The sequence below is a fragment of the Polaromonas aquatica genome, from assembly GCF_050626995.1.
GTDB classification, from domain to species: domain Bacteria; phylum Pseudomonadota; class Gammaproteobacteria; order Burkholderiales; family Burkholderiaceae_C; genus Polaromonas; species Polaromonas aquatica_A.
Window position 1 is genome coordinate 2,718,390 of the sequence record NZ_CP192467.1, and the last position, 22,544, is coordinate 2,740,933.

General features: G+C 66.1%; 21 protein-coding genes. 13 read left to right on the forward strand and 8 right to left on the reverse strand.

Annotation, left to right across the window (positions count from 1 at the left end; all coding sequences use genetic code 11):
* Positions 1–8: 8 nt before the first annotated feature.
* Genes ACQ4MS_RS12935 through ACQ4MS_RS12945 form a run of 3 tightly spaced genes read left to right on the forward strand, consistent with a single transcriptional unit; the run spans position 9 to position 2,586 of the window.
* Complete coding sequence (locus tag ACQ4MS_RS12935) at positions 9–365, forward strand: cupin domain-containing protein (protein WP_431095013.1); 357 nt, start codon at positions 9–11, stop codon at positions 363–365.
* Positions 366–386: 21 nt separating this feature from the next.
* The gene (locus ACQ4MS_RS12940) at positions 387–1,280 is read left to right on the forward strand and encodes a GNAT family N-acetyltransferase (RefSeq protein ID WP_431095014.1); all 894 of its coding nucleotides are present in this window, start codon (positions 387–389) and stop codon (positions 1,278–1,280) included.
* A gap of 28 nt (positions 1,281–1,308) precedes the next feature.
* A complete protein-coding gene (locus ACQ4MS_RS12945) occupies positions 1,309–2,586 on the forward strand; it encodes an NAD(P)/FAD-dependent oxidoreductase (protein ID WP_431095015.1) in 1,278 nt (425 codons plus the stop codon).
* A gap of 107 nt (positions 2,587–2,693) precedes the next feature.
* Here ACQ4MS_RS12945 and ACQ4MS_RS12950 read toward each other — a convergent pair whose 3' ends face one another.
* The 7 genes from ACQ4MS_RS12950 to ACQ4MS_RS12980 all read right to left on the reverse strand — a co-directional run bounded on the left by ACQ4MS_RS12950 (position 2,694) and on the right by ACQ4MS_RS12980 (position 9,898).
* Entirely contained in the window at positions 2,694–3,194 is a 501-nt protein-coding gene (locus ACQ4MS_RS12950) for an Lrp/AsnC family transcriptional regulator (RefSeq protein ID WP_431095016.1), read from the reverse strand.
* Between the two features lie 32 nt (positions 3,195–3,226).
* The gene (locus ACQ4MS_RS12955; RefSeq protein ID WP_431095017.1) at positions 3,227–4,570 is read right to left on the reverse strand and encodes an aspartate aminotransferase family protein; all 1,344 of its coding nucleotides are present in this window, start codon (positions 4,568–4,570) and stop codon (positions 3,227–3,229) included.
* The gene (locus ACQ4MS_RS12960; protein ID WP_431095018.1) at positions 4,567–5,619 is read right to left on the reverse strand and encodes a phosphotransferase; all 1,053 of its coding nucleotides are present in this window, start codon (positions 5,617–5,619) and stop codon (positions 4,567–4,569) included. The genes ACQ4MS_RS12955 and ACQ4MS_RS12960 overlap by 4 nt, the downstream gene beginning before the upstream one ends.
* Entirely contained in the window at positions 5,616–6,281 is a 666-nt protein-coding gene (locus ACQ4MS_RS12965) for a haloacid dehalogenase type II (RefSeq protein ID WP_431095019.1), read from the reverse strand. Before ACQ4MS_RS12965 ends, ACQ4MS_RS12960 begins: the two co-directional genes overlap by 4 nt.
* Before the next feature lie 181 nt (positions 6,282–6,462).
* A complete protein-coding gene (locus tag ACQ4MS_RS12970; protein ID WP_431095020.1) occupies positions 6,463–6,882 on the reverse strand; it encodes an ester cyclase in 420 nt (139 codons plus the stop codon).
* 155 nt (positions 6,883–7,037) lie between these two features.
* Positions 7,038–8,363 carry an NAD(P)/FAD-dependent oxidoreductase gene (locus ACQ4MS_RS12975; RefSeq protein ID WP_431099587.1) on the reverse strand — a complete coding sequence of 442 codons (1,326 nt, stop codon included), beginning with the start codon at positions 8,361–8,363 and terminating at the stop codon, positions 7,038–7,040.
* Positions 8,364–8,425: 62 nt separating this feature from the next.
* The gene (locus ACQ4MS_RS12980; protein WP_431095021.1) at positions 8,426–9,898 is read right to left on the reverse strand and encodes an aldehyde dehydrogenase family protein; all 1,473 of its coding nucleotides are present in this window, start codon (positions 9,896–9,898) and stop codon (positions 8,426–8,428) included.
* Positions 9,899–10,217: 319 nt separating this feature from the next.
* Between ACQ4MS_RS12980 and ACQ4MS_RS12985 the strand changes: the two genes are divergently transcribed.
* The 8 genes from ACQ4MS_RS12985 to ACQ4MS_RS13020 all read left to right on the forward strand — a co-directional run bounded on the left by ACQ4MS_RS12985 (position 10,218) and on the right by ACQ4MS_RS13020 (position 19,816).
* Positions 10,218–10,532, forward strand: coding sequence for a hypothetical protein (locus ACQ4MS_RS12985; protein ID WP_431095023.1), 315 nt, complete (start codon positions 10,218–10,220; stop codon positions 10,530–10,532).
* 16 nt (positions 10,533–10,548) lie between these two features.
* Positions 10,549–12,174 carry an ABC transporter substrate-binding protein gene (locus ACQ4MS_RS12990; protein ID WP_431095024.1) on the forward strand — a complete coding sequence of 542 codons (1,626 nt, stop codon included), beginning with the start codon at positions 10,549–10,551 and terminating at the stop codon, positions 12,172–12,174.
* A 100-nt stretch (positions 12,175–12,274) separates the two neighbouring features.
* Entirely contained in the window at positions 12,275–13,231 is a 957-nt protein-coding gene (locus ACQ4MS_RS12995) for an ABC transporter permease (RefSeq protein ID WP_431095025.1), read from the forward strand.
* 58 nt (positions 13,232–13,289) lie between these two features.
* On the forward strand, positions 13,290–14,159 hold the full coding sequence (locus ACQ4MS_RS13000; RefSeq protein ID WP_431095026.1) for an ABC transporter permease: 870 nt from the start codon (positions 13,290–13,292) through the stop codon (positions 14,157–14,159).
* Positions 14,159–15,997, forward strand: coding sequence for an ABC transporter ATP-binding protein (locus ACQ4MS_RS13005; protein WP_431095028.1), 1,839 nt, complete (start codon positions 14,159–14,161; stop codon positions 15,995–15,997). The genes ACQ4MS_RS13000 and ACQ4MS_RS13005 overlap by 1 nt, the downstream gene beginning before the upstream one ends.
* 130 nt (positions 15,998–16,127) lie before the next feature.
* Entirely contained in the window at positions 16,128–17,579 is a 1,452-nt protein-coding gene (locus ACQ4MS_RS13010) for an NAD-dependent succinate-semialdehyde dehydrogenase (RefSeq protein ID WP_431095029.1), read from the forward strand.
* 55 nt (positions 17,580–17,634) lie between these two features.
* Entirely contained in the window at positions 17,635–18,984 is a 1,350-nt protein-coding gene (locus tag ACQ4MS_RS13015; RefSeq protein ID WP_431099588.1) for a D-amino acid dehydrogenase, read from the forward strand.
* Positions 18,985–19,099: 115 nt separating this feature from the next.
* A complete protein-coding gene (locus tag ACQ4MS_RS13020) occupies positions 19,100–19,816 on the forward strand; it encodes an enoyl-CoA hydratase/isomerase family protein (RefSeq protein WP_431095031.1) in 717 nt (238 codons plus the stop codon).
* Between the two features lie 87 nt (positions 19,817–19,903).
* Here ACQ4MS_RS13020 and ACQ4MS_RS13025 read toward each other — a convergent pair whose 3' ends face one another.
* The gene (locus ACQ4MS_RS13025; protein WP_431095032.1) at positions 19,904–20,845 is read right to left on the reverse strand and encodes a LysR family transcriptional regulator; all 942 of its coding nucleotides are present in this window, start codon (positions 20,843–20,845) and stop codon (positions 19,904–19,906) included.
* Positions 20,846–20,942: 97 nt separating this feature from the next.
* Between ACQ4MS_RS13025 and ACQ4MS_RS13030 the strand changes: the two genes are divergently transcribed.
* Both ACQ4MS_RS13030 and ACQ4MS_RS13035 read left to right on the forward strand, forming a co-directional pair.
* The gene (locus tag ACQ4MS_RS13030) at positions 20,943–21,581 is read left to right on the forward strand and encodes a DsbA family protein (protein WP_431095033.1); all 639 of its coding nucleotides are present in this window, start codon (positions 20,943–20,945) and stop codon (positions 21,579–21,581) included.
* 61 nt (positions 21,582–21,642) lie between these two features.
* A complete protein-coding gene (locus tag ACQ4MS_RS13035; protein ID WP_431095034.1) occupies positions 21,643–22,542 on the forward strand; it encodes an MBL fold metallo-hydrolase in 900 nt (299 codons plus the stop codon).
* Positions 22,543–22,544 lie beyond the last annotated feature (2 nt).

The following is a 22,544-nucleotide window of genomic DNA, read 5'->3' on the forward strand; positions in this document are numbered from 1 at the left end:
CAACTTCCATGCCCAACCATCTCCTCGTCACCTTCAAGCTCGACCAACTGGGCGAGCCGCGCGAATACCGGCCGCCCGCCGACCGTGTCATCGAAGGCGACATCGTCTGCCGCAGCTGGGACGTCGATAGCGCCAAGGACGGCAAGGTTCGCGCCGGCGTCTTCGAATCGACCCCGGGCGTCAACCGCTCCATCAAGGGCGACACCTGGGAGTTTTGCCTGATCCTGTCCGGCGTGGCGGAGATCACCGAAGACGGACAGGCCCCGGTGACCTACCGGGCCGGCGATTGTTTCATCATGAAGCCCGGCTACACCGGCACCTGGCGCACGCTTGAAACTGTGCGCAAGGTCTGGGTCACGGCCTGAGCTGATGGAACTGGAGCCATCATGACCAGCGCCTCGACCACGTCCCCCCAGTCAAGCCAGCCACGCCATCAAGCGGACGAAGGCGCGCACCTTGTGCCATTTGCCAAAGCCCACCTCGAAGGCGCCCACAAGCTTTCACAGGAGATGGCCTGGCCCTACCGGCTCGAGGACTGGGAGGTCGCGCTGCAGCTGGGCCGGGGCTTTGTGCTGCAGGACGATGCCGGCGAGGTGATAGGCACCGCGGCCTGGTGGCCGTATGGCGAGAGCCATGCCTCCGCCGGGATGATCATCGTCACGAAGGCCGCCCAAGGCCGTGGTTACGGCGCCCGGTTGATGGATGCGCTGCTGGCGGTGGCGCACCCGCGCACCATCACCTTGAACTCGACGGTTGAAGGCCAGGCGCTTTATGAGCGTCGCGGCTTTGTGCCCGTCGGCATCATTGAGCAGTACCAAGGCATTCCCACGGAGCACCGTGATGCGCCGCCGCCCAGCCTCGTCAGGGCGATGGCCGCGTCGGATTTCGAGGCGGTCATGCGTCTGGATCAGCAAGCAACGGGCTGGGCCAGGCCGGCGACGCTGCGCCGCCTCATCGAGCTGGGCGAGGGCCATGTCCTGCTGCAGGGCGGCGTGCCCCGTGGCTATGCCATTTGCCGCCGCTTCGGCCGCGGCCATGTCATCGGCCCCGTGGTCGCCGAAAACCTGGGCGATGCGCAGGCCCTGATCGAGGCCGCTCTCGCGCGCCTTGGAAACCTGTTCGTGCGGGTCGATACCTCCGCCGCCCTGCAACTCGGGCCGTGGCTAGCGCGCATCGGCCTGCGGCAGGTCGACAAGGCCACTACCATGGTCCTCGGAACACCGCTTGCATCCCCCGGCCCGGCACGCATGTTCGGGCTCGCCAACCAGTCGTTCAACTAAACAACACAACAATGACCCCAGAGGTGATATGAAACTGACATCCTATTGGCTGGACACATCGCAACCCTTCAAGAGCGCCACGCCGGGGCCGGTGCAGGGCAGCTGCGACGTTGCGGTGATCGGTGGCGGCCTCACCGGTGCTTCGGCCGCGCTGGCGCTTGCCAAGAAGGGCGCCCGCGTCGTGCTGCTGGAGGCGGACATGGTAGGCAACGCGGCATCCGGCCGCAACGGCGGCATGTGCAACAACGGCTTCGCCCAGGACTACGGCATGATGTCGGCCAAACTCGGCCAGGACGTCGCGAACCGGCTCTACCGGGCTTTCGATGCCGGGGTCGATTTGGTCGAGCGCCTGGTGGCCGAAGAGAACATCGACTGCAGCTTCGCGCGCGTCGGCAAGATCAAGCTGGCTGCCAAGCCCGAGCACTACGAAAAGCTGTTGCGCAGCCAGGAACTGCTGGCCGCCACTGTGGATCCCGACACGGAAATGGTCAGCCGCGCGGATCTGGCAGGCGAGGTCGGGTCGGACCGCTACTACGGTGGGTTGATTTACCGCAAGGGCGCCGGCATGCATGTGGGGCGCTTCGTGCGCGGCCTGGCCGAAGCGGCGGCGCGGCGCGGCGCTGAAATCCACGAGCACTCGCCGATGACGGGCTTGCGGCCGGCGCCGGGCGGCGGCCACCTGGTCGAAACGCCGACGGGCCGGCTCCATGCCAAGCAGGTCTTCTTGGCGAGCGGAACCTCGCAGACCGGGCCGCTGGGATGGATCCGGCGCAGGATCGTGCCGGTCGGCGCCTTCCTGATCGTCACCGAACCCCTGCCGATAGCGACGCTGGACCGGCTGCTGCCAAAACGCAGGATGGCGGTCGATACCAAGAACCTGGTCAACTACTTCCGCACCACACCCGACAACCGGCTGCTCTTCGGGGGACGCGCCCGCTTCGCCGTCTCCGATCCGGCCTCGGACGAAAAAAGCGGCGCCATCCTGCGCACCGCATTGCACGAGGTGTTTCCCGAACTCCGCGATGCGCGCATCGACTATTGCTGGGGCGGCATGGTCGACATGACGCGTGACCGGCTGCCACGCGCCGGCGAGCGCAACGGCATCTACTATTCCATGGGCTACAGCGGCCACGGCACCCAGATGTCGACGCTGATGGGAAGCATCATGGCGGAAGTCATGGACGGGCGCACCGACCTCAATCCCTGGAAAGACTTCGACTGGCCGGCCATTCCCGGCCACTTCGGCCCTCCCTGGTTCCTGCCACTGGTCGGCGCCTACTACCGCCTAAAGGACAAGCTGTCCTGAAGACCAGCCCGCACCCCGGCCCGGCGGTGTAATGGCCCGGCGGGTGCTGGCTGGGGGGTGTCAGGCTCGCGGCCGGGCTCAAGCCACCGCGTTGAGGGTCGCGGCCTTCAGGCCCGATCCAGCTGCGCCGCGATGAGATGGAGCGGGTGCGTGCGCTTGCCCGATGACTGGCGCAGGACAATCCGGCTTGTGAACTTCCCGATGCCGATGTCTTCCTTCAGCAGGCTCTCCATCAGCGCCTGGAAATGGGCGACGTTCGGTGCCACGATTTTCAGCAGGTAGTCGTAACCGCCGCTGACGTTGTACCACTCCACGATTTCGCCGTGCCGGTCCACGGCCTGTTCGAACTTGCGGAAATCGGGAGGCCGGTGGCTGCTGATCGTCACTTCGGAAAACACCACCACACAATTGCCCAGCTTCTCCAGCGCGATGTCGGCGCCGTAGCCGCGAATCACGCCGATTTCCTGCAGCCGTTTTGTCCGCACCAGGCACGGGCTCTGGCTGAGGCCGACGGCGTCGGCCAGCTCGACGTTCGAGCAGCGACCCTCGCGCTCGAGGTGCGCCAGGATCTTGAGGTCGAAGCGGTCCAGGGACATGGCGGGTGTCATGGACGGATGGTAGCGCCGGATGTTGATCGAAGCTAGGCCGTGCGCGCTTCGGCCAGGGATTCGTCGAGCGCCTGGATGACAAGGCCGGCCTGGTCCGCCGACAGCACCAGGGGCGGGCGGATTTTGAGCACGTTGTGCCCCATCGCGCAGGCGCTGATCAGCACGCCTTTGTCGCGCATCCGGTTAACCACCTGGCTCGTCAGCTCGCGGTCCGGCGCGCGCGATGCCCGGTCGGAAACGAGCTCGACCCCGACAAACAGGCCGGCACCGCGCACGTCGCCGATAGCCTCGTGGCGGGCCGCAAGGGCGGCGATGCCGTCGTGCAGGATTTCCCCCACCCTGGCGGCATGCTGCACCAGCCCGTCCCGCTCTATCGTGTCCAGTACCGCAAGTGCCGCCGCGCAGGAAACGGTATTCCCCGCGAAGGTGTTGAAGTAGCGCGAACTCTTGCCGAACTCGGCCAGCACGTCGGCGGTCGCCAGCAGTCCCGCGATCGGTTGGCCGTTACCCATCGGCTTGCCCATGGTGACGATGTCGGGCACCACACCGTGGCGCTGGAAGCCCCAAAAGTGTTCGCCGGTCCGGCCGAAGCCGGGCTGCACCTCGTCGGCAATGAAGAGGCCGCCCGCGCGCTTGATCGCGTCGACAGCACCCTTCAGGAAGCCTTGCGGTCCGGGGAGGATGCCGTCGCTGGTGAACAGCGAATCGACGATCAGCGCGGCCGGCTGGATGCCGTGGCGCTTCAGGTCGGCGATGGCCGCCTCGACGTCGCGGGTGAAACGCTCGGACAGGTTGGTGCCCCCGGCGTGGTACTGGCGCGGAGCCGGCACCAGACGCACGTGGGCGCCGAGGTCGACGCTCACGCCCAGCGAGGGCGAGAACTTGGCCACCGCATCGGTGATGCCGTGGTAGGCGGTGTCGGTCACGATCATGCCGGTGCCGCCGGTGCGGACCTTCGCGATGCGGTAGGCGAGGTCGTTGGCCTCGCTGCCCGTGCAGGTCAGCATCAGGTGGGCCAGGTCGGTCCCCGGCACGCTTGCGAGCAGGCGTTCGGCCAGTTCGAGGATCGTGTCGTGCAGATAGCGCGTGTTGGTCGCCAGCGTCTGCACCTGCTTGCAGATCGCCTCGGTCACCGCCGGATGGCAGTGCCCGAGCGAGGTGACGTTGTTGTAGGCGTCGAGGTAGCGGCGTCCCTCGGGATCGATCAGCCAGGCGCCTTCGCCGCGCACGATGTGCAGCGGCCGTTCATACATCAGGCGGTAGGCCGGGCCGAGCAGGGCGTCGCGGCGCGCGATCATTTGCGCGGTGGCCGGACCCACGTCGGCGCGGCCGGGGATATAGGCATTGACCATGTTGAGGTCGGTGGTGCTTTTCATGGGGTGGCTCCTGTGGGTACGTGTACGTTTACGCCGGCCAGCAGCCGGTCGCGTGCGGTGTCGCGGGAAAGATCGGCCATCTGGGCCAGGCCTTCCCACGCAGCGGGGTTGTGCCGCATGATGTAGGCGCGGTTCTCGGGATAGCGCGCGGCGCGCCATTCCGAAATCAGCGCCGTGATGAGGTGGCGCGTGGCCAGGAGATCGGCAACGACTTCCTGTTCGGCGCCGGTCAGCGGCAGCACCGCGTGATAGGCGGCCACGAACTGGGCCGGTCCCTCGAAAGGATCGGCGTTGCCGGCCATGTGGAAGGCGGCGGCCGTCGCCACCTCTCCGACCAGCGGTGCGTGCACCATGTCGCCGAAGTCGATGATGCCCACGATGCGCGCCTGGTCGTTGGGCGCTACCAGCACGTTGTAGAGGTGGCAGTCGTTGTGGATCACCTGGGACCGCAGCGATGCCAGGCGCGGCAGCACGTGCGTGGTGAAGCGCGTCATAAAGGCCTGGGCCAGCGCGCGCTGCTTGCCGTCTACCAGGCTGTCGAGCTGTTCGCCGAGCCGATGCGCCGTGGCGACGTTCCACAGCAGGTCATGCGCCGCACCCGGATGCGCGAAGCCGTGCAGCGCGCGGTTCAGGCCGGCGAGCCCGGCGCCCATGGCGCGCCGCTGCGCGGCGGTGCGCACGGTCTCGCGAATCTGGATGCCGTCCAGGTAAGTCAGCATGCGCACGCGTGTCCGGACGCGCTCGGTCAGCGCGACCGTGTCCTGCGTGTGTCCTGCCAGTGTCCGCACGACGCGCGGCACCGGCTGCTCCGGTGACATGCGGGCAATGTGGTCGAGCGCCGCGATCTGGAAGTCGACGACCGCGGGGGACTCCGACGGATTGCTGATCTTGAGGACGTAGCGAGAGCCGTCGGCCGCTTCCACCAGGCAGTTCTGGTCACGCTCGCCCGCCAATGGCCGGGTGGAAGCCTCGATGCCGTAGACGCGGCGAACCAGGGCCTCCACTGCCGCCGGCGCGAGTGCCGGCACGGTGGTGCTCAGTTCGGTCATAGGCCGAGCAGGCCGGGAAGCTGGCGTACGTCGGTCAAGCGGCTGACTCCATAGGCGTCCGAAGTCGGCTCATGCCCGCGATCGATGAAGGCCTTGGCCATGAAGCCCAGGTCGGAGGCCGTCATCAGGTCGTAGCGGAAGCTCGACGAGACGTGCATCATCTGGTCCGGCGCGCATCCGAGCTGGTCGAACATGTACTCGAAGGTCTGGAAGCGCGGTTTGTACGCGCGCGCTTCCTCGGCGGTGTAGACCGCGTGGAACTTCGCCTTCAGGTGGGCGACGCTGGCCGGGATCAAATCGATCATCGAGTTCGAGAGGATCACCAGGGGCACGTGCGGCGCGATCGCTTCCAGGACCTCGACGACGTTCGGGTGCGGTTGCCAGGTGGGAATGGCGTCGTACAGCGCGATGGCATCCGATGCCTGGTAGTGGATGCCGTGCGCCTTGCAGGCACGGCGGATCGAATTTTCCACAACCTCAAAGAAGGGCTTCCACTCGCCCAGCACCTCATCGAGGCGATAGGCCCGAAAGCTGTCCAGGAAGGCCGGCATCCGGCCGGCCGGAACGCGGTCTTTGAACAGGCTTTTGGCGGTCGGGCCCATCTCGAAGTTGATGAGCGTGCCGTAGCAGTCGAAGCTGATGAATTTGGGTTTGAATGTCATAGAAAGATCCACGCTGTTGGGATGGATATAAGTCTATGAATTCCCGCCTTTCGGAAATGCCGCATTCACCTGCGGTGCAAGTGGAATCCGTTTCAATCCGGGGGGTTGCCAGAACTTTGCTTGGCCCCGGCTTTCGGGCGCCGTGCCGGGTCGGCCCGGGTCCGGCAGCACTTGAGGTCGCTCAGTGCGACGGCACAGCTCCGATTTGCTGTAGCAAGCCAAGCATATCGGGCTGGCCGCGTTCTTCGACGAACTTGTTGTTGGAGAGACGGTAGATGTTCATGGCCTGCACCGCGATTTTCTTTCCTGTAGGCGGAACACCGAAGAACGTTCCTTGATGTGTGCCGCGCATCATGAACCGGGCGGCCACTTTGTCACCCTCGGCCACTATTTCTTCCAGGGTCCACTGGATGTCGGGGAACCCCCCACGCATCATTCCAATGATTGCGAGATAACCGGCCGGGCCTCGCATTGGCTCCGGATTTCCCGGCACATGAAAGATCGCGTTCGGTGAGATGAGTTCTTCAGCCAATGTCTCGCTGGCGGTGTTGATGAACTCAACAAACCGCTGCATGGTGAGTTTGTTCGCTTCTGATGTCACGGTAATGCTCCTTCATCGATGTTACGGGTGGTTCAAAGCCATAGGCGCTGGTGCTGCCAACCTACTGTATACCGCAAGGTCTGCGGCTTACGACGAGTATTTGCACACCAAGTACCTGTGCCGGGGCGGGCTGGCCTGAAGCAAGACGGGCAAGCTTAAAAGTCAGCCACCTTGCCCCACATCGACTCCTTGAAACGGGCAGGATCGAAAGGCTTCGGATCGAAGATCGGTTGGGACCCCGACACGATGTCGGCGATCAGGTGGCCCGCGCCGGGACCGATGCCGAAACCGTGACCCGAAAAACCCGCGGCCAGGATGAGACCGGGCACCTGCGGCAGTTCCCCGATACCCGGCACGCCGTCTGGTGTGCTGTCGATGTAGCCCGCCCAGGTGCTGGCGATGCGGGCTTCGCGTAGCACAGGCAACAGGTCGACGGCACGGCGGTGGATTTCGCGGACACCGGCGGGGTCGGGCGTCGGGTTGAGGATGCGCGCCCGTTCCATGGGGGTGGGGGCGTCCAGCTTCCATCGGGCGCGGGTTTCGTGGCCCCAGCGTATGCCTTCAAGGCCGCCGGGAAACACATTGCGCCAGCGCTTGGCGAACATCGGGATGAACTGCGGCGCGAAGCGCAGCAGCTGCGGCGTGGGGTCGGCGCGCCCACGGCCGCTGATGGCCAGGACGTAATGGCCGTCAGGGCGCCGGGTGATGGCGACGCGCGGGCTGGTCAGCGCCGCCGGCAGTTGCTGCGCCACCGGTGACAGGCGCACGATGGACTGGCGTATCGTGGCGAGCGGAAATTGCACGCCGAGCTGGTTGCAGAACGAGGATGCCCACGCACCGCCCGCGAGCACCGCAGTGCGGGTCTTGATGGTCCCCGCTTCGGTCACAACGCCGCTGAGCCGGCCGCCCTCCATCTCGATGCCGCGCGCGGCGCAGTTCTGGTGGACGCTGCCGCCAAGTTTCATGAGCGCGGCCGCCACCGCGGGCGCCGCCTTGGCCGGGTCGGCCGTGCCGTCGCTGGGCGAGAAGACGCCGCCCTTCCAGGTGCGGCCGGTCGCCACGCCCCGCTCCGAGGCCTCGCGGCCGCTCAGCATGTGCGTGGTGACACCGGCGGTCGTGGCGAATTCGCGCCACTTGGCCCAGCCGGCAATCTGGGCTTCGTCATCGCTGAGGTACAACAAACCGCAGCGTGTGAAGCCCGTGTCTTCGCCGCTGTCGGCGGCAAACTGGTCCCAAAGTTCGAGGCTACGGGTGGCCATGGGCAGTTCGCGCGCGTCGCGGTTCTGCTGGCGGCACCAGCCCCAGTTGCGGCTCGATTGCTCGGCGCCGATATGGCCTTTTTCGACCACGGCAACTGAAAGCCCGCGCTTTGCCAGGTAGTAAGCGGTAAAAACACCGATGATGCCGCCACCGATCACGACGACGTCGGCGCTGGCCGGCGGGGTGCTGGAGGTCTCGAGGAGGCGCAGGGGCTGGGACATGGAGGGATTCTGGTCGTTGTTGGGTGTCTGTACTGTCTGTGTTCTTTGTACGAAGGTCGTGTTCATGCCGGCTGCTCCTGCCCAAAGCCCAGGATCGCCTTGGTCTCCAGGTATTCCTCAAGGCCTTCGATGCCGTATTCGCGCCCATTGCCCGAGCGCTTGTAGCCGCCAAAGGGGGCATGGGGACTCCAGGCCGGGTAGTTGATGTGCACCTGCCCGGATCGGATGCGTGCCGCTACCGCCCGCGCCGCAGCGAGGTCCTGGCCCTGCACGTGCGCGCCCAGGCCGTAGACCGTGTCGTTGGCGATCTCCACCGCCTCATCCACACTGTCGTAGGCAATGATCACCAGCACCGGTCCGAAGATTTCTTCCTGTGCGATCTGCATTTGGGAGTTCACGCCGGAGAAGATGGTCGGGCGGCAATAAAAGCCGCGCTCCAGCCCCTCAGGCCGGCCCGAGCCGCCGCAAATGAGGCGCGCACCTTCGGCGATCCCGGTGGCAATCATTTCCTGCACCCGGTTGAACTGCGCGCGGTTCGCCACCGGTCCGTGGGTGGTCTGCGGCGAGCGCGGGTCGCCCACCACAAAGCCCAAGGCCGCTTCCAGCGCGATGCGTTCAACCTCCTGCAGGCGATCGCGCAGCACGATCATGCGGGTCGGCGCGCTGCAAGACTGGCCGACATTGCGAAAGGCGGCCGCCACACCTGCCGGCACGGCGCGCGCCAGGTCCGCGTCCGGCAGGATCACGTTGGGCGATTTGCCGCCGAGCTCCTGGGCCACGCGTTTGACCGTCGGAGCCGCCGCCTGGGCCACCAGCACGCCGGCCCGGGTCGAGCCGGTGATCGAGATCATGTCCACGTCCGGATGCGCCGACAGCGCGGCGCCGACTTCCGGACCATTGCCGCTGACCAGGTTGAACACGCCCGGCGGGATGCCAGCGTCTTGCACCACCTCGGCAAACAGCAATGCGCTCAGGGGCGACAGCTCGCTGGGCTTGAGGACGACGGTGCACCCGGCCGCCAGGGCGGGGCCGACCTTGGCGGTGATCTGGTACAGCGGCCAGTTCCAGGGGGTGATCAGGCCGCACACGCCGATGGCTTCGCGCTGGATGGCCACATCGCCCCGGTGGGAGAGGAAGGGAAAGCTGGCCAGATTGTCACGGGCCACGCGGATGTGCTCGGCCGCGACCGGCACCTGTGTGCTGCGTGCAAAGCCGATGGCGGCGCCCATCTCCAGAGAGATCGCCTGGGCGAAGAGTTCTGCGCGTTCGAGAATCAAGGCGTGGATGCGGCCGAGCAGCAAGGCCCGGCTTTCGGCGGAGCTGGTGGACCAGTTCACGAAGGCGGAGCGGGCCGCGGCCACAGCTGCCGCGACGTCTTCTGCAGTTCCCAGCGCAATCTGTGCGATGGGCTCTTCGGTCGACGGATTGATGACGCTGGCTCGGGATTGTCCTGCGGGCAGGACCCACTCGCCGTCTATGAAAAGACGATCCAGGCGGCCGGTGGCTTTGAGTTGTTCAACAAGGGAGAGGTTCATGAGCGCTTGTCCTTTGTTGTGGTGCGGCGCGTTCCGCGCGGCACTGTTGTGAAATTGCCTTTGCGGAAACCCCTTGCTTTGTACGGCGGCCGGCCGCGCACTCTTTCCTCATTTCCCATGCTTGCCTCTCAAAAAGAATCGAAGTCATGGTACGCCCATGCCCCGGAATTGATCTGCCGTTTAGGCGCGGGCATTCGGCATGAACGGTGCGCAAGCGGCGCACAACCGCAGCATCTGCGGTGGCGCTTCACTAGTATTCATTGCATGGCGCTGGTGAACCGGCCCCAAGCCTTGACCACCCTTACTGGAGGACGCTTTCATGACCTTTCGTCCCGAGTCCACCGGCTTCGACCGCTGCGGCACGCTGACCTACTTTTCTCCGCGCGGCAAGGCCCGCAACCTCCACATGGTCCCGTTGCCGTGTGAGCGCATGCGGCTGTTCGTCAGCCACCTCGCCGGCGAGCGCTTCGGCGGTGTGACACGTGGCCCGGGCCGGGCGGCAAGCCATCGAGAGCGCGCCGCACACCATGCCGCCGGCTATCCGCAAAACCGCAGTTTTAACCAAGCGCCCCGGCTTGATCGAGGTATATCCCCGGTCTCCAGGTGCTCCAATGCCTTTACCCCCACCACGTGACAACTAGGAGATCACCATGGCAGATAACAAGCAGCTGAACGGCCTCATCGGCCCCGAAGAGAGCACACGCATCCTGGGTGCGTTGCAACGCGGCGCGAGCCGGCGCGATGTATTGGCCATGTTGACCGCCGGCGGCATGCAGGCGGCCCTGGCCGGCAGCATCGCCGGCCTTGCCACGAGTGCACAGGCGCAGACGCAAACGCCGCGCAAGGGCGGGCGCATCAGGGTCGCCGAAGCCACTTCCGGGGTGAGCGACACCCTGGACCCGGCCAAGCAGGGCAACGGCACCGACTATTCCCGCGGCTTCATGTTCTACAACGGATTGACCTGGCTGGACGGCAGCCTGACACCGCAGCCCCAGCTGGCCGAGGAGTTCAGCACCAAGGATGCCAAGACCTGGATCTTCAAGCTGCGCAAGGGCGTGACCTTCCACGACGGCAAGCCGTTCACGCCGGCGGACGTGGTGTTCTCCATCATGCGCCACAAGAACCCGGCCATCGGCTCCAAGGCCAAGGTGCTGGCTGACCAGATCGAAGACGTGACGGCCACCGGCCCCAATGAAGTCACCATCCGCCTGGTGGCCCCCAACGCCGACCTGCCGGCGATTCTGGGAACGTACCACTTCCACATCGTCAAGGACGGCACAACTGACTTCAACGCGGGCATCGGCACGGGGCCGTACAAGGTCAAGGAATTCAAACCCGGCGTGCGCGCGCTCGCTGTGCGCAACGAGAACTACTGGAAGCCCAACCGGCCTTACCTGGACGAGATCGAGCACGTGGGCATCAGCGACGAAACGGCGCGCGTGAATGCGCTGCTGGCGGGCGAACTTGACCTGATCGGCCGGGTCAACCCGCGCTCGGTCGACCGCGTCAACGCCAGCGGCAAGGCCGCCATCTTCGAGACCAAGGGCGTTTCGTATACCGACCTGATCATGCGGCGCGACAGCGGCCCAGGCGCCAACCCGGACTTCGTGCAGGCCATGAAGCTGCTGTTCAACCGCGAGCAGATGCTCAAGTCCATCCAGCTGGGCCGTGGGGTCGTGGCAAACGACCAGCCCATCAATCCGGCCAACCGCTTCTTCTTCAAAGGCCTGAAGCAGCGCCCGTACGATCCCGAGAAGGCGAAGTGGCACTTGCAAAAGGCCAACCTGGGCAGCGCCACGATCCCCGTGGTGGCCTCGACGGCCGCCACCAGCTCGGTGGAGATGGCGCTGGTGCTGCAGCATGCGGCGCGGCAGGCCGGCCTGAACCTGGACGTGCGCAACATGCCGGCCGACGGCTACTGGTCGCAGCACTGGATGAAGCACCCGGTCAATTTTGGCAACATCAACACGCGCCCCACGGCCGACCTGGCCCTGACCCTGTTCTTCAAGTCCGACTCCCCCACCAACGAGTCCGGCTGGAAGAACGAGAAGTTCGACCAGTTGCTGGTGGCCGCGCGCGGCGAAACCGACCAGGCCAAGCGCGCCCAGATGTACGCCGACATGCAGGTCATGATCCACAGTGAAGGCGGCATCGGCATTCCGATGTTCCTCTCCAGCCTGGACGGCCACAGCAAGAAGCTCAAGGGCCTCAGTCCCATCCCGCTGGGCGGGATGATGGGCTCGAGCTTCGCCGAACACGTCTGGATAGAGGCATGACTCCCCCCCGGAGCGCCTTTGGCGCTCCCCCCTCGAGGGGGCGCCCTCTGCGGCCCGGCAAAGCCGGTTCCGCGCCGGCACTTGATACGGAAAAAATGCCATGAACCTCACCATTCTGAAACTGGTCGGCGGCCGCATCCTTGCGGGCCTGGGCTCGCTGCTGGCGGTGTCGGCGGTAGTGTTTGCCATCACCGCCGTGCTGCCCGGCGACGCGGCGGAAGAAAGGCTTGGCCAGGATGCCACGCCCGAGGCCGTGAAGGCCTTGCGCACCGAGATGGGCCTGGACCGCAGCGCGGTGCTGCGCTACTTCGACTGGCTGGGCGGGGTGGCCACCGGCGACCTGGGCAAGTCCGTGGTCACGGGCATGCCGGTCGGCGAGGCGATCGCCAGCCGCCTGCCCAATTCGCTGCTGCTGGCCGCCGTCACGGCCGCCTTTGCGGTGCCGCTGGCCCTGGGGCTGGGCATCCTGTGCGCTTTGTGGCGCGGCTCGGCTTTCGACCGCTTTGCCAGCATGTCCGCGGTCGCCGTGGTCTCGGTGCCGGAGTTCCTGGTCGCCACACTGGCCGTGCTGGTGTTCGCCGTCCAGCTGAAATGGTTGCCGGCGCTCTCCTACGAGGTGAACCTGTCTTCGCCCGGCCAGATGCTGTATTCGTTCGCGCTGCCGGTGCTCAGCCTGGGCAGCGTGATCATGGCGCAGATGATGCGCATGACGCGCGCCGCGGTGATCGACCAGCTGGCCGCGGCCTATATCGAGATGGTGCGCCTGAAGGGCGCGTCGGCCGCCCGCACCGTGCTGTTCCATGCGCTGCCCAATGCCGTCGGCCCGATTGCCAACGCGGTGGCGCTGAGCCTTTCTTACCTGCTGGGCGGCGTGATCATCATTGAGGTGATCTTCAACTACCCGGGTATCGCCAAGCTCATGGTCGACGGTGTGGTCCAGCGCGACATGCCGCTGGTACAGGCCTGCGCCATGATTTTCTGCGCGGCCTACCTGATCCTGGTGATGCTGGCCGACGTCTGCGGCATCGTCTCCAATCCCAAGCTGAGGCACCAATGAACGCCATCCTTCCATCCGAAGGCGCCCGCGCGGTAGCGCGCAGCGCGGAGGTTTCCATATGACCATTGCCACACTCTCTCCTTCCGCCGTGCCCACCCGAAAACGCAGGCTGCTGGCCGGCTGGTCGCGCGCCGGCAAACTGGGCCTGGCCGTGCTGGCTTTCTGGATCGCCGTGGCCTTGTTCGCGCCCTTCCTGTCCGAGCAATCCCTGGGTGAGATGTCCGACGCGGGGGTGTTCCAGGCCATGAGCGCGCAGCATTGGCTGGGCACCGACTACCTGGGCCGGGACATGCTGGTGCGAATCGTCGCGGGCACACCCTACACCATAGGCGTCGCGCTGGTGGCTACGCTGCTCGCATGCGGCCTGGGCGCGGTGCTGGGCCTGCTGGCGGCGGTCGCCGGCGGCTGGGTGGATTCCGCCCTGAGCCGGCTGCTCGACACCCTGATCTCGATCCCGAGCAAGATGTTCGCGCTGGTGGTGATCGCGGGCTTCGGGTCCTCCGTGACGCTGCTGATCGCCGTGGCCACGATTGTCTACACGCCGGGCAGCTACCGCATCATCCGTTCGCTCGCGGTGAACATCAACGCCATGGACTACGTGCTGGTGGCGCGCGCCCGCGGCGAACGCCGGGCCTACATCATGCGCCGCGAGATCCTGCCCAACATCACCGGCCCGCTGCTGGCCGACATGGGCCTGCGCTTCGTCTACGCCCTGCGGCTGCTGGCAAGCCTGAGCTTCCTGGGCCTGGGCGTGCAGCCTCCGATGGCCGACTGGGGCTCCTTGGTGCGCGAGAACCTCGGTGCCTTGCCGGTGGGCGGTGTCTCCGTGCTCGCCCCGGCCTTCGCGATCGCCACGCTGACCATCGCCGTCAACCTTGTGATCGACAACTTGCCGGGCCATACCGACGCCGACCGGGAGAAACATTAATGGGTGCCACTGTCCTCGTGAACGACTTGCGCGTCGTGGCGCAAGCCGCCGGCGGCGATACAGAGATCGTCAAAGGCGTTTCCTTCCGGATCGAGCCCGGCGAGGTGCTGGCGCTGATCGGCGAATCCGGCTCCGGCAAGACCACCATCGGCTTGGCGCTCATGGGCTATGCGCGGCACGGCTGCCGCATCTCCGGCGGCAGCGTGCGCATCGGCGACACCGAGGTGCTGGGCCTGTCTGAATCCGAACGGCGCCGCCTGCGCGGCCGCCGCGTCTCTTACATCGCGCAGAGCGCCGCCGCTTCCTTCAACCCCTCGCGCACCATCATGGACCAGGTGGTGGAAACCGCCCACATCCATTCGCTGATGCCGCGCGCCGAGGCCGAGAAAAAAGCCGTGACGCTGTTCCGCGAGCTGGCATTGCCGCAGCCCGACACCATCGGCCAGCGTTATCCGCACCAGGTTTCGGGCGGGCAGCTGCAGCGCCTGATGGCTGCGATGGCGCTGATGAGCGACCCGGACCTGGTGATCTTCGACGAGCCCACCACGGCGCTTGACGTCACCACCCAGATCGAGGTGTTGCACGCCTTCCGCCGCGTAGTGCGCGAGCGCCAGACCACGGCGGTTTACGTCACGCACGACCTGGCGGTGGTGGCCCAGATGGCCGGCCGCATCCTGGTGCTGCGCGACGGCGCCGAGCGCGAGATCGGCAGCACGGCGCAGATCATCAACACGCCGAAGGACGACTACACGCGCAGCCTGATCGCCGCGGCCAATCTCAAGGCGCGCAGCGGCGAGACGGTGGCCGAGGGTGCCGCGCCGCTGCTGCAGGTGCGCAACCTGGTCGCCGGTTACGGGCCCCTCGACAAGCACGGCCGCCCCGCCTCGCCGGTGCTCGACGATGTGAGCCTGACGCTGTACCGCGGCCAGGCGATTGGCGTCATCGGTGAGTCCGGCTCCGGCAAGACCACGCTGGCCCGCGCCGTCGCCGGCCTGATTGGCCCCGCCGGCGGCCAGATCATGTTCGACGGCAAACCGCTGCCGCGCCTGGTGTCGCAGCGCTCGCCCGAGGAACTGCGCCGCATACAGATCGTGTTCCAGATGGCGGACACGGCGCTTAATCCTGCGCACACCATCTCCGACATCCTCGCTCGGCCGCTGCAGCTGTACCGCGGTTTGAAGGGCGAGGCCCTGAACAAGCGCATCGCGCAACTGCTCGACCTCGTGCAGCTGCCGCAGGCCTGCGCCCGGCGCCTGCCTGCCGGGCTGTCCGGTGGGCAGAAGCAGCGCGTCAACCTGGCGCGCGCGCTGGCCGCCGACCCTGACCTGATCCTTTGCGACGAAGTCACTTCTGCACTGGACACGGTGGTGGGCGCCGCCATCCTGGACCTGCTGGCGCAGCTGCGTAAAGAGCTCGGTGTGTCGTACATGTTCATCAGCCACGACATGAACACCGTGCGTGCGGTGTGCGACGAAATCGTGGTGCTGTACGCCGGCCAGAAGGTGGAGTCGCTGACCCGCTCGGCTTTCGCGCATGCGCCGCGCCATCCCTATTTCCACTTGCTGGCCAATTCCGTCCCTGAGTTGCGTCCGGGGTGGCTGGACGAGGTCGGGGCGGCGCAACGTGCGGCCCTGCCGCTGGTGCAGGCGCCTGTCGACCGCGCGGGTATCTGCAGCTTCCTGGACCGTTGTCCCTTGCGCGTGGCCGGTCTGTGCGACAGCAAGACGCCGCCGCGGCATGAACTCGAAGGCGGTGTGGAGGTTTTCTGTCACCGCAGTGCCGACGAGTTGCTGCAACTGCAGCAGATCCAGGCGCCGCCGCGCGAATGCACGGCCTGATCCATCCGGACGGCCGACCTCGGGGAGCGCCGCGTGCGCAATAAAGATTGGCACCCCAGGGTGCCATTGGGAATTTCTTCGTCGAATTGAACCGAACTGTATTGAACTTAACCGAACAGATTGAACTGACATGCAAACACTCAACTACATCGCAGGCCGCTGGCAAGCTGCCCAGGACGGCCGTCAATTCGAGGTGCGCAATCCTGCCGACGACAGCCTGATCACCCTGGCGGCCGACGGCGGCGCTGCGGACGCACGGCTGGCCGCCGACGCGGCGGCAGTGGCACTGCCCGCCTGGAAGGCCCGCTCGCCCCGCGATCGCTGCCTGATCCTGAAGAAATGGCAGGCGCTGATCGAGCGTGACGTGGAGCCGCTGGCCGAACTGATTTCGCGCGAGCAGGGCAAGCCGCTCGCGGAGTCGCGCGGTGAAATCGCCTACAGCGCCGGTTATGTGGAGTGGTTCGCCGAAGAGGGCGTGCGCGCCCACGGCGAGATCATCGCCGCGCCGGTATCGAGCAAACGCTACCTGGTGCTGAGGGAAGCCGTCGGCGTCGTGGCTGTGGTCACGCCCTGGAATTTCCCTGCGGCGATGATCGCGCGCAAGATCGCCCCCGCGCTGGCTGCCGGTTGTACGGTGGTGGCGAAACCCGCTGAAGACACGCCCCTCACGTCCCTGGCCCTGGTGAAGCTGGCCGAGGAAGCCGGCGTGCCCGCCGGTGTGCTGAACATCGTGCCCGCCTCGCGTGATCGCACGCCGGAGGTGGTGGGCGAGTGGCTGCGCGACGGCCGCGTGCGCAAGGTCAGCTTCACCGGCAGCACGGCGGTGGGCAAGATACTGGCGCGCGAGTCGGCCGGCACGGTCAAGAAGCTTTCGCTCGAACTCGGCGGCAACGCGCCCTTCATCGTGTTCGAGGATGCCGACCTTGACGCTGCCGTCGAAGGCCTGATGGCCGCCAAGTTCCGCAACGGCGGCCAGACCTGCGTGAGCCCCAATCGCGTTTTCGCGCACGAGTCCGTGCATGACCGCTTCGTCGACAAGCTGGCGGCCCGCGTGGGCGCCTTGCGGGTCGGCCCGGCCAGCTGGGCGGAGGCCGAGATCGGCCCGATGATCAACGGGCGGGCGGTCGACAAGATCGAGCGCCACGTGAACGACGCCGTGGCCAAGGGCGCGAAGGCGGTCGTGGGCGGAAGCCGCGTGCGCACGGATGTCGCCAACGGCCCCAACTACTACGCCCCCACGGTGCTGACCGGCGCGACGCCCGACATGGAGCTGTCGTGCGAGGAAACTTTCGGCCCGGTCGTGCCCATATTCCGCTTCAGCACTGAAGAGGAGGTGATCGCGCAGGCGAACGACACGCCATTCGGCCTGGCCGGTTATTTTTTCTCCAACAACATCAAGCGCGTCTGGCGCGTGGCCTCCGCGCTTGAGACCGGCCTGGTCGGCATCAACGAGGGCGCCATCGCGGCGCAGGCCGCGCCCTTCGGCGGCGTCAAGGAATCGGGCTACGGCCGCGAGGGTTCGCACTGGGGCCTGGACGAATACCTGCACACAAAATACCTCTGCCAAGGCAACTTGACATGACATTCCCGGCACCCCCGAAGCGCCTTCGGCGCCTCCACCCTCAAGGGGGCGCACTCTGCGGCCCGGCAAAGCCGGTTCCGCGCGTGCTCTTGCTCGGCACTTCGACATGAAAGTACTTGTCCTCGGTGCCGGCGTCATTGGTACCACCACGGCCTACTACCTGGCCAAGGCGGGCCACGAGGTGACGGTGGTCGATCGCCAGCCCGGCCCCGCGCGGGAAACGAGTTTCGCCAATGCCGGCCAGGTGTCGCCGGGCTACGCGGCGCCGTGGGCCGCGCCCGGTGTGCCGCTGAAGGCGCTGCGCTGGATGTTCCAGAAGCATGCGCCGCTGGCTATCGGCCTGGACGGCAGCATGGACCAACTGCGCTGGATGTGGCAGATGCTGCGCAACTGCAGCCCCCGGCGCTATGCGGTCAACAAGGAGCGCATGCTGCGGCTGGCCGAATACAGCCGCGATTGCCTGGCGCAGCTGCGCGAAGACACCGGCCTGCGTTACGAGGGCCGCGAGGGCGGCACGCTGCAGGTGTTCCGCACCCAGGCGCAACTCGACGCCGTCGGCAAGGACGTGGCCGTGCTGCGCGCCGCGGGCGTTCCCTACGAACTGCTGGGGCCTGACGATCTGGTGCGCGCGGAACCGGCCATCGCCACAGGGCCGCTGGTCGGCGGCCTGCGCCTGCCCGGCGACGAAACCGGCGACTGCCACCTGTTTACCACCGGCATCGGCCACCTGGCCCAGTCCATGGGCGTGCGCTTTTGTTTCGGCGAGGCCATCGATGGCGTAGAGGTCTGTGGCGGCCGCGTGGCCGGCGTGCTGCAGGGCAGCCGCCTGCGCACGGCCGATGCCTACGTGATGGCGCTGGGTTCGTACTCCACGGCCATGCTGCCCGAGGCTGTGAAGATCCCCGTCTATCCGGTCAAGGGCTATTCGATCACCGTGCCCATTGCCGACGCGGGCCGCGCGCCGGTGTCGACCGTGCTGGACGAGAGCTACAAGATCGCCATCACGCGCTTTGAGCACCGCATCCGCGTGGGCGGCATGGCGGAGTTGCGCGGCTTTGACCTGCGGCTGAATCCGCGGCGCCGGGACACGCTGGAGCTGTGCCTGAACGACCTGTTCCCCGGGGCCGGCGATGCCCAGGCCGCCACCTTCTGGACCGGCCTGCGGCCCATGACCCCGGACGGCACGCCGCTGGTGGGCCGCACGTCGCTGCCCAATCTGTACCTGAACACCGGCCACGGCACGCTGGGATGGACCATGGCCTGCGGCTCCGCGCGCGTGCTGGCCGACGTCATGAGCGGCCACGCGCCCGAGATCCGCGCCGACGACCTGTCGGTAGAGCGCTATGCACAGCCCCAACCACGGCCATCGACCATCCCCTTGGCCGAACCCAGCCTGCGGACCTGAAGCCGGCGCGGTAAACCGCCGCTCCCTCGGGGGTGACGTGCGTACGGCCCGGGGAAAACCATTGAGCCGGAAATTTATCCGTCCGCTAATGGCTTCCCGGTCCAGAATCACACCCATGACAACCACTCCCAAGCTGCTGGTCGAGTCCGCGGACGGCATCATGACCGTGTTCCTGAACCGACCCGACAAACTCAATGCGATTGACAACGAGCTGGCCCGCGCGCTTCTTGCTGCCATTGACCAGGCCTCGCGCGACGATGCCGTCAGGGTGTTGCTGCTGCGCGGCAACGGCCGGGCATTCTGTGCGGGGAGGGACGTCAGTGCGCCACCCACTGAAGAGGACCTCGTCTTGGTGCAGGCCGTTTCCAAGGCGCTGGTGTCCCTGCCAAAACCAGTGCTTGCTTCGGTCCATGGCTGGACTGTCGGCGCCGGCTTCGAATGGATGCTCAATGCCGACATCGTGGTCGCGGGGGAAAGCGCCCGCTTCAAGCTGCCGGAGGCCTCCATTGGGGTTTTTGTGACCGGCGGACTAAGCGCGACACTGCCGGCCTACGTGGGTGTTGCACGCGCCAAGGCGCTGATGCTTCTGGGCGAAGAATTCTCACCCGCGCAGGCGCAGGCGTGGGGGCTGCTCTGGAAAGTTGTTCCTGACCCGGACCTCGAATCGGTGTCCCTGCAGATCAGCGCCAGGCTGGCATCGCTTCAGTCTGCGGTCGCAGCAAGCTTCAAACGGATCCTCAACGAAGTCGGCCTTCGCCACTTCGACGATGCGATCGCGCTTGAAAACGAGGCCCAGCGAGCGCTGGGGGGCCGTACGGAGACCCGGTTGTAAAGAGCTATCGGTGAGCGTGTTGACGGCGCCGGCTGTGCTCAAGGTATTTAGTTAATCACCGGGCCGGATTTCGACGGCATTCACACGTCAATCACCCCGCCCTTGTTGCTCCCTCTCTGCCAGCAGGTCGACAAAGGCGCGGACCTTCGCCGGGCGAAAGCGCGCGGCCGGAAACACCGCATGGATGCCGCCCGAAGGTAGCTGCCACTGCGGCAGCACCTCGATGAGGCGGCCGGCCGCGAGATCACTCGCGGCCGCATAGTCCGGCAGCACCGACAGCCCCGCGCCCTGGCACACGGCTTCGCGCACGGCGAGCGTGGCGTCGAGAAAAATCGAGGCCTGCACATGTACGGTCTGTCGTTCGGTTTCGTTGCGCGAAAAATTCCAGGTCAGGTGGTCGCGCAAGGCGGTGTTGGCGATGAAGGGCAGGCCGGCGATGTCCTGTGGGCCCCTGAGCCGAGCCACTTGCGCCTTCATGGCCGGCGACGCGACGAGCAATTGCCGGAAGGCGCCGATCTTCCGCGCCTGCAGGCTGGTCTCCGCCAGCCAGCCGACGCGGATCGCCAGCTCGATGTTGCCCGACATGAGATCCAGCGTCTGGTCGGTGAGCACGGCATCGACCTTGCACGCGGGATAACGCCGGGTGAAGGCAGCGATGGCCGGCACCACCACGCCGACACCGTAGTCGAAGGGCGCGGTGAGCCGCAGCATGCCGGACGGCTCCGCCGAGGTTTCGGCTAGGTCGTCGAAGGCATTCCCAGCTTCCCGCAGGATCAGCGCGCAACGCAGGTAAAAAGCCTGGCCCAGTTCGGTGGGTTGTACCTTGCGCGTGGTGCGCACCAGCAGCGATGTCCGGAACTCGCGCTCCAGCCGGGCCACCTGCTGGCTGACCACCGCCTTGGTGATTCCCAGGCGGTCCGCCGCCGCGGTGAAGGAGCCGGTTTCCACCACTGCCGCGAAGTAGGCCAGGCGCCTCAGGTTTCCCAGCCCACCGAGGCTGCCTTCGTCTTGATTGTTTGCTTTAAACATACATTGTGTTTATCAGAGATGTCTTTAACAGTCAATGCAGAGTGCCTACGATTGCCTACGTTCACTGCCAGTGAGCAAAGAATTCCTAAAGAACCCTATGCCCAAGACCCTCCATTACCTGTTCGATCCGCTATGCGGCTGGTGCTACGGCGCCATTCCGGCGCTCTCGGCATTGAGCGAAGTTCCCGCTGTCAGCATCGCATTGCTGCCGACCGGGCTGTTCGCCGGCGAGGGCGCACGGCCCATGAATGCTGAATTCGCCGCCTATGCCTGGTCCAACGACCAGCGTATCGAGCGCCTGACAGGGCAGCGCTTCAGCGAGCGGTACCGCGAGCAGGTTCTCGGGGATCGCCAGCGACTGTTTGACAGCGGCCCGGCCACGGTGGCGCTGACAGCCGTGTCACTGACAGCACCGACCCGGGAACTGGAAACCCTCAAGGCGATACAGCATGCGCGCTACGTGGACGGCAAGGACACGACCTCGCTGGAAACGCTGGCCGGCATTCTGCGTGGGCTCGGCCTTGAACAGGCCACCGCCATGGTGGCGCAACCCGATGAGGATCTTCTCGCCGCCAACCAGGCTCGCATGGATCGCGCACAGGCCTTGATGCGGGAGTTCGGCGCGCGGGGTGTGCCCACCCTGGTGGCCGAATCTGGCACGAAGCGCTGGGTCGTGAACCACACCGATTTTTATTCCAACCCGCGCGCGCTGGCCGGCGCGCTTGAGGCGGCTTGAGCCCCACCACTTTCCCCGCAACCCCTTTCAATTAACTGTTCATCAAGAAGAAGGAAAAATCATGACGACACGAAGAGAAGCAATCAAAACTGTAGCCGGCGCGGCTGTCGCGACGGCCATCCTGGGAGTGAAAGACGCTATGGCTGCAAATACCAACCTGTCCTGGAAACATTTCCCCGCCGGCGAACACGGATTCTTCCGTGCACCAGTACTGATCTCCGGCGAACGCGAAGCCGTGCTGATCGACGGAGGTTTTACACTTCCCGACGGCAAGGCGCTGGCCGAGGCTATCAAGGCCACCGGCAAAAAGCTGACGACCATCTACATCAGCCAGAGCGATCCTGACTACTACTTCAGCCTGGCGCCCATCAAGGCGGCGTTTCCCGACGCCAAAGTGATCGCGGCATCGGCCACGATCGCGGCCATCAAGGGCAACGTGGAAAAGAAGCTGGCCACTTGGGGCCCGCAGCTCAAGGAGAAAGGCCCGCAGGCGCTGGCGGACATCGTAATGCCCGAGGCCTTCGACGGCCGGAGCCTCAGCCTGGAAGGGCAAGCAATCGAGATCGCCGATGCGGACGGCTTGGCCAATCGCCGCTACATCTGGGTGCCTTCGCTGAATGCCATTTTTGGTGGCGTGCTGCTGTTCTCCGGCGTCCATGTGTGGACCGCCGACACGCAGGGCGCCGAGGCCCGCGCCGCATGGGTAAAGGCACTTGACGCCATGGCTGCGCGTAAAGCCGCCGTGGTGATCCCCGGTCACATGGCGACCACGGCTGCGGTGGATGCAAGCGCGATCAAATACACCCGCGACTATCTCATAGCCTTCGAGGAAGTGCTGGCCAAGGCCGCTGACAGCGGTGCCCTCATCGCGGCCATGACCCGGCGTTACCCGAACGCCGGCATGGGCGTGGCATTGCAGATCGGCGCCAAGGTCGCCAAGGGCGAGATGAAGTGGGGCTGAAG

What these genes read in the sequence shown, in the direction of transcription:
- ACQ4MS_RS12935 (WP_431095013.1), top strand. Translation starts at nt 9, where the DNA reads ATGCCCAACCATCTCCTCGTCACCTTCAAGCTCGACCAACTGGGCGAG.
- ACQ4MS_RS12940 (WP_431095014.1), top strand. Translation starts at nt 387, where the DNA reads ATGACCAGCGCCTCGACCACGTCCCCCCAGTCAAGCCAGCCACGCCAT.
- ACQ4MS_RS12945 (WP_431095015.1), top strand. Translation starts at nt 1,309, where the DNA reads ATGAAACTGACATCCTATTGGCTGGACACATCGCAACCCTTCAAGAGC.
- ACQ4MS_RS12950 (WP_431095016.1), bottom strand. Translation starts at nt 3,194, where the DNA reads ATGACACCCGCCATGTCCCTGGACCGCTTCGACCTCAAGATCCTGGCG.
- ACQ4MS_RS12955 (WP_431095017.1), bottom strand. Translation starts at nt 4,570, where the DNA reads ATGAAAAGCACCACCGACCTCAACATGGTCAATGCCTATATCCCCGGC.
- ACQ4MS_RS12960 (WP_431095018.1), bottom strand. Translation starts at nt 5,619, where the DNA reads ATGACCGAACTGAGCACCACCGTGCCGGCACTCGCGCCGGCGGCAGTG.
- ACQ4MS_RS12965 (WP_431095019.1), bottom strand. Translation starts at nt 6,281, where the DNA reads ATGACATTCAAACCCAAATTCATCAGCTTCGACTGCTACGGCACGCTC.
- ACQ4MS_RS12975 (WP_431099587.1), bottom strand. Translation starts at nt 8,363, where the DNA reads ATGTCCCAGCCCCTGCGCCTCCTCGAGACCTCCAGCACCCCGCCGGCC.
- ACQ4MS_RS12980 (WP_431095021.1), bottom strand. Translation starts at nt 9,898, where the DNA reads ATGAACCTCTCCCTTGTTGAACAACTCAAAGCCACCGGCCGCCTGGAT.
- ACQ4MS_RS12985 (WP_431095023.1), top strand. Translation starts at nt 10,218, where the DNA reads ATGACCTTTCGTCCCGAGTCCACCGGCTTCGACCGCTGCGGCACGCTG.
- ACQ4MS_RS12990 (WP_431095024.1), top strand. Translation starts at nt 10,549, where the DNA reads ATGGCAGATAACAAGCAGCTGAACGGCCTCATCGGCCCCGAAGAGAGC.
- ACQ4MS_RS12995 (WP_431095025.1), top strand. Translation starts at nt 12,275, where the DNA reads ATGAACCTCACCATTCTGAAACTGGTCGGCGGCCGCATCCTTGCGGGC.
- ACQ4MS_RS13000 (WP_431095026.1), top strand. Translation starts at nt 13,290, where the DNA reads ATGACCATTGCCACACTCTCTCCTTCCGCCGTGCCCACCCGAAAACGC.
- ACQ4MS_RS13005 (WP_431095028.1), top strand. Translation starts at nt 14,159, where the DNA reads ATGGGTGCCACTGTCCTCGTGAACGACTTGCGCGTCGTGGCGCAAGCC.
- ACQ4MS_RS13010 (WP_431095029.1), top strand. Translation starts at nt 16,128, where the DNA reads ATGCAAACACTCAACTACATCGCAGGCCGCTGGCAAGCTGCCCAGGAC.
- ACQ4MS_RS13020 (WP_431095031.1), top strand. Translation starts at nt 19,100, where the DNA reads ATGACAACCACTCCCAAGCTGCTGGTCGAGTCCGCGGACGGCATCATG.
- ACQ4MS_RS13025 (WP_431095032.1), bottom strand. Translation starts at nt 20,845, where the DNA reads ATGTTTAAAGCAAACAATCAAGACGAAGGCAGCCTCGGTGGGCTGGGA.
- ACQ4MS_RS13030 (WP_431095033.1), top strand. Translation starts at nt 20,943, where the DNA reads ATGCCCAAGACCCTCCATTACCTGTTCGATCCGCTATGCGGCTGGTGC.
- ACQ4MS_RS13035 (WP_431095034.1), top strand. Translation starts at nt 21,643, where the DNA reads ATGACGACACGAAGAGAAGCAATCAAAACTGTAGCCGGCGCGGCTGTC.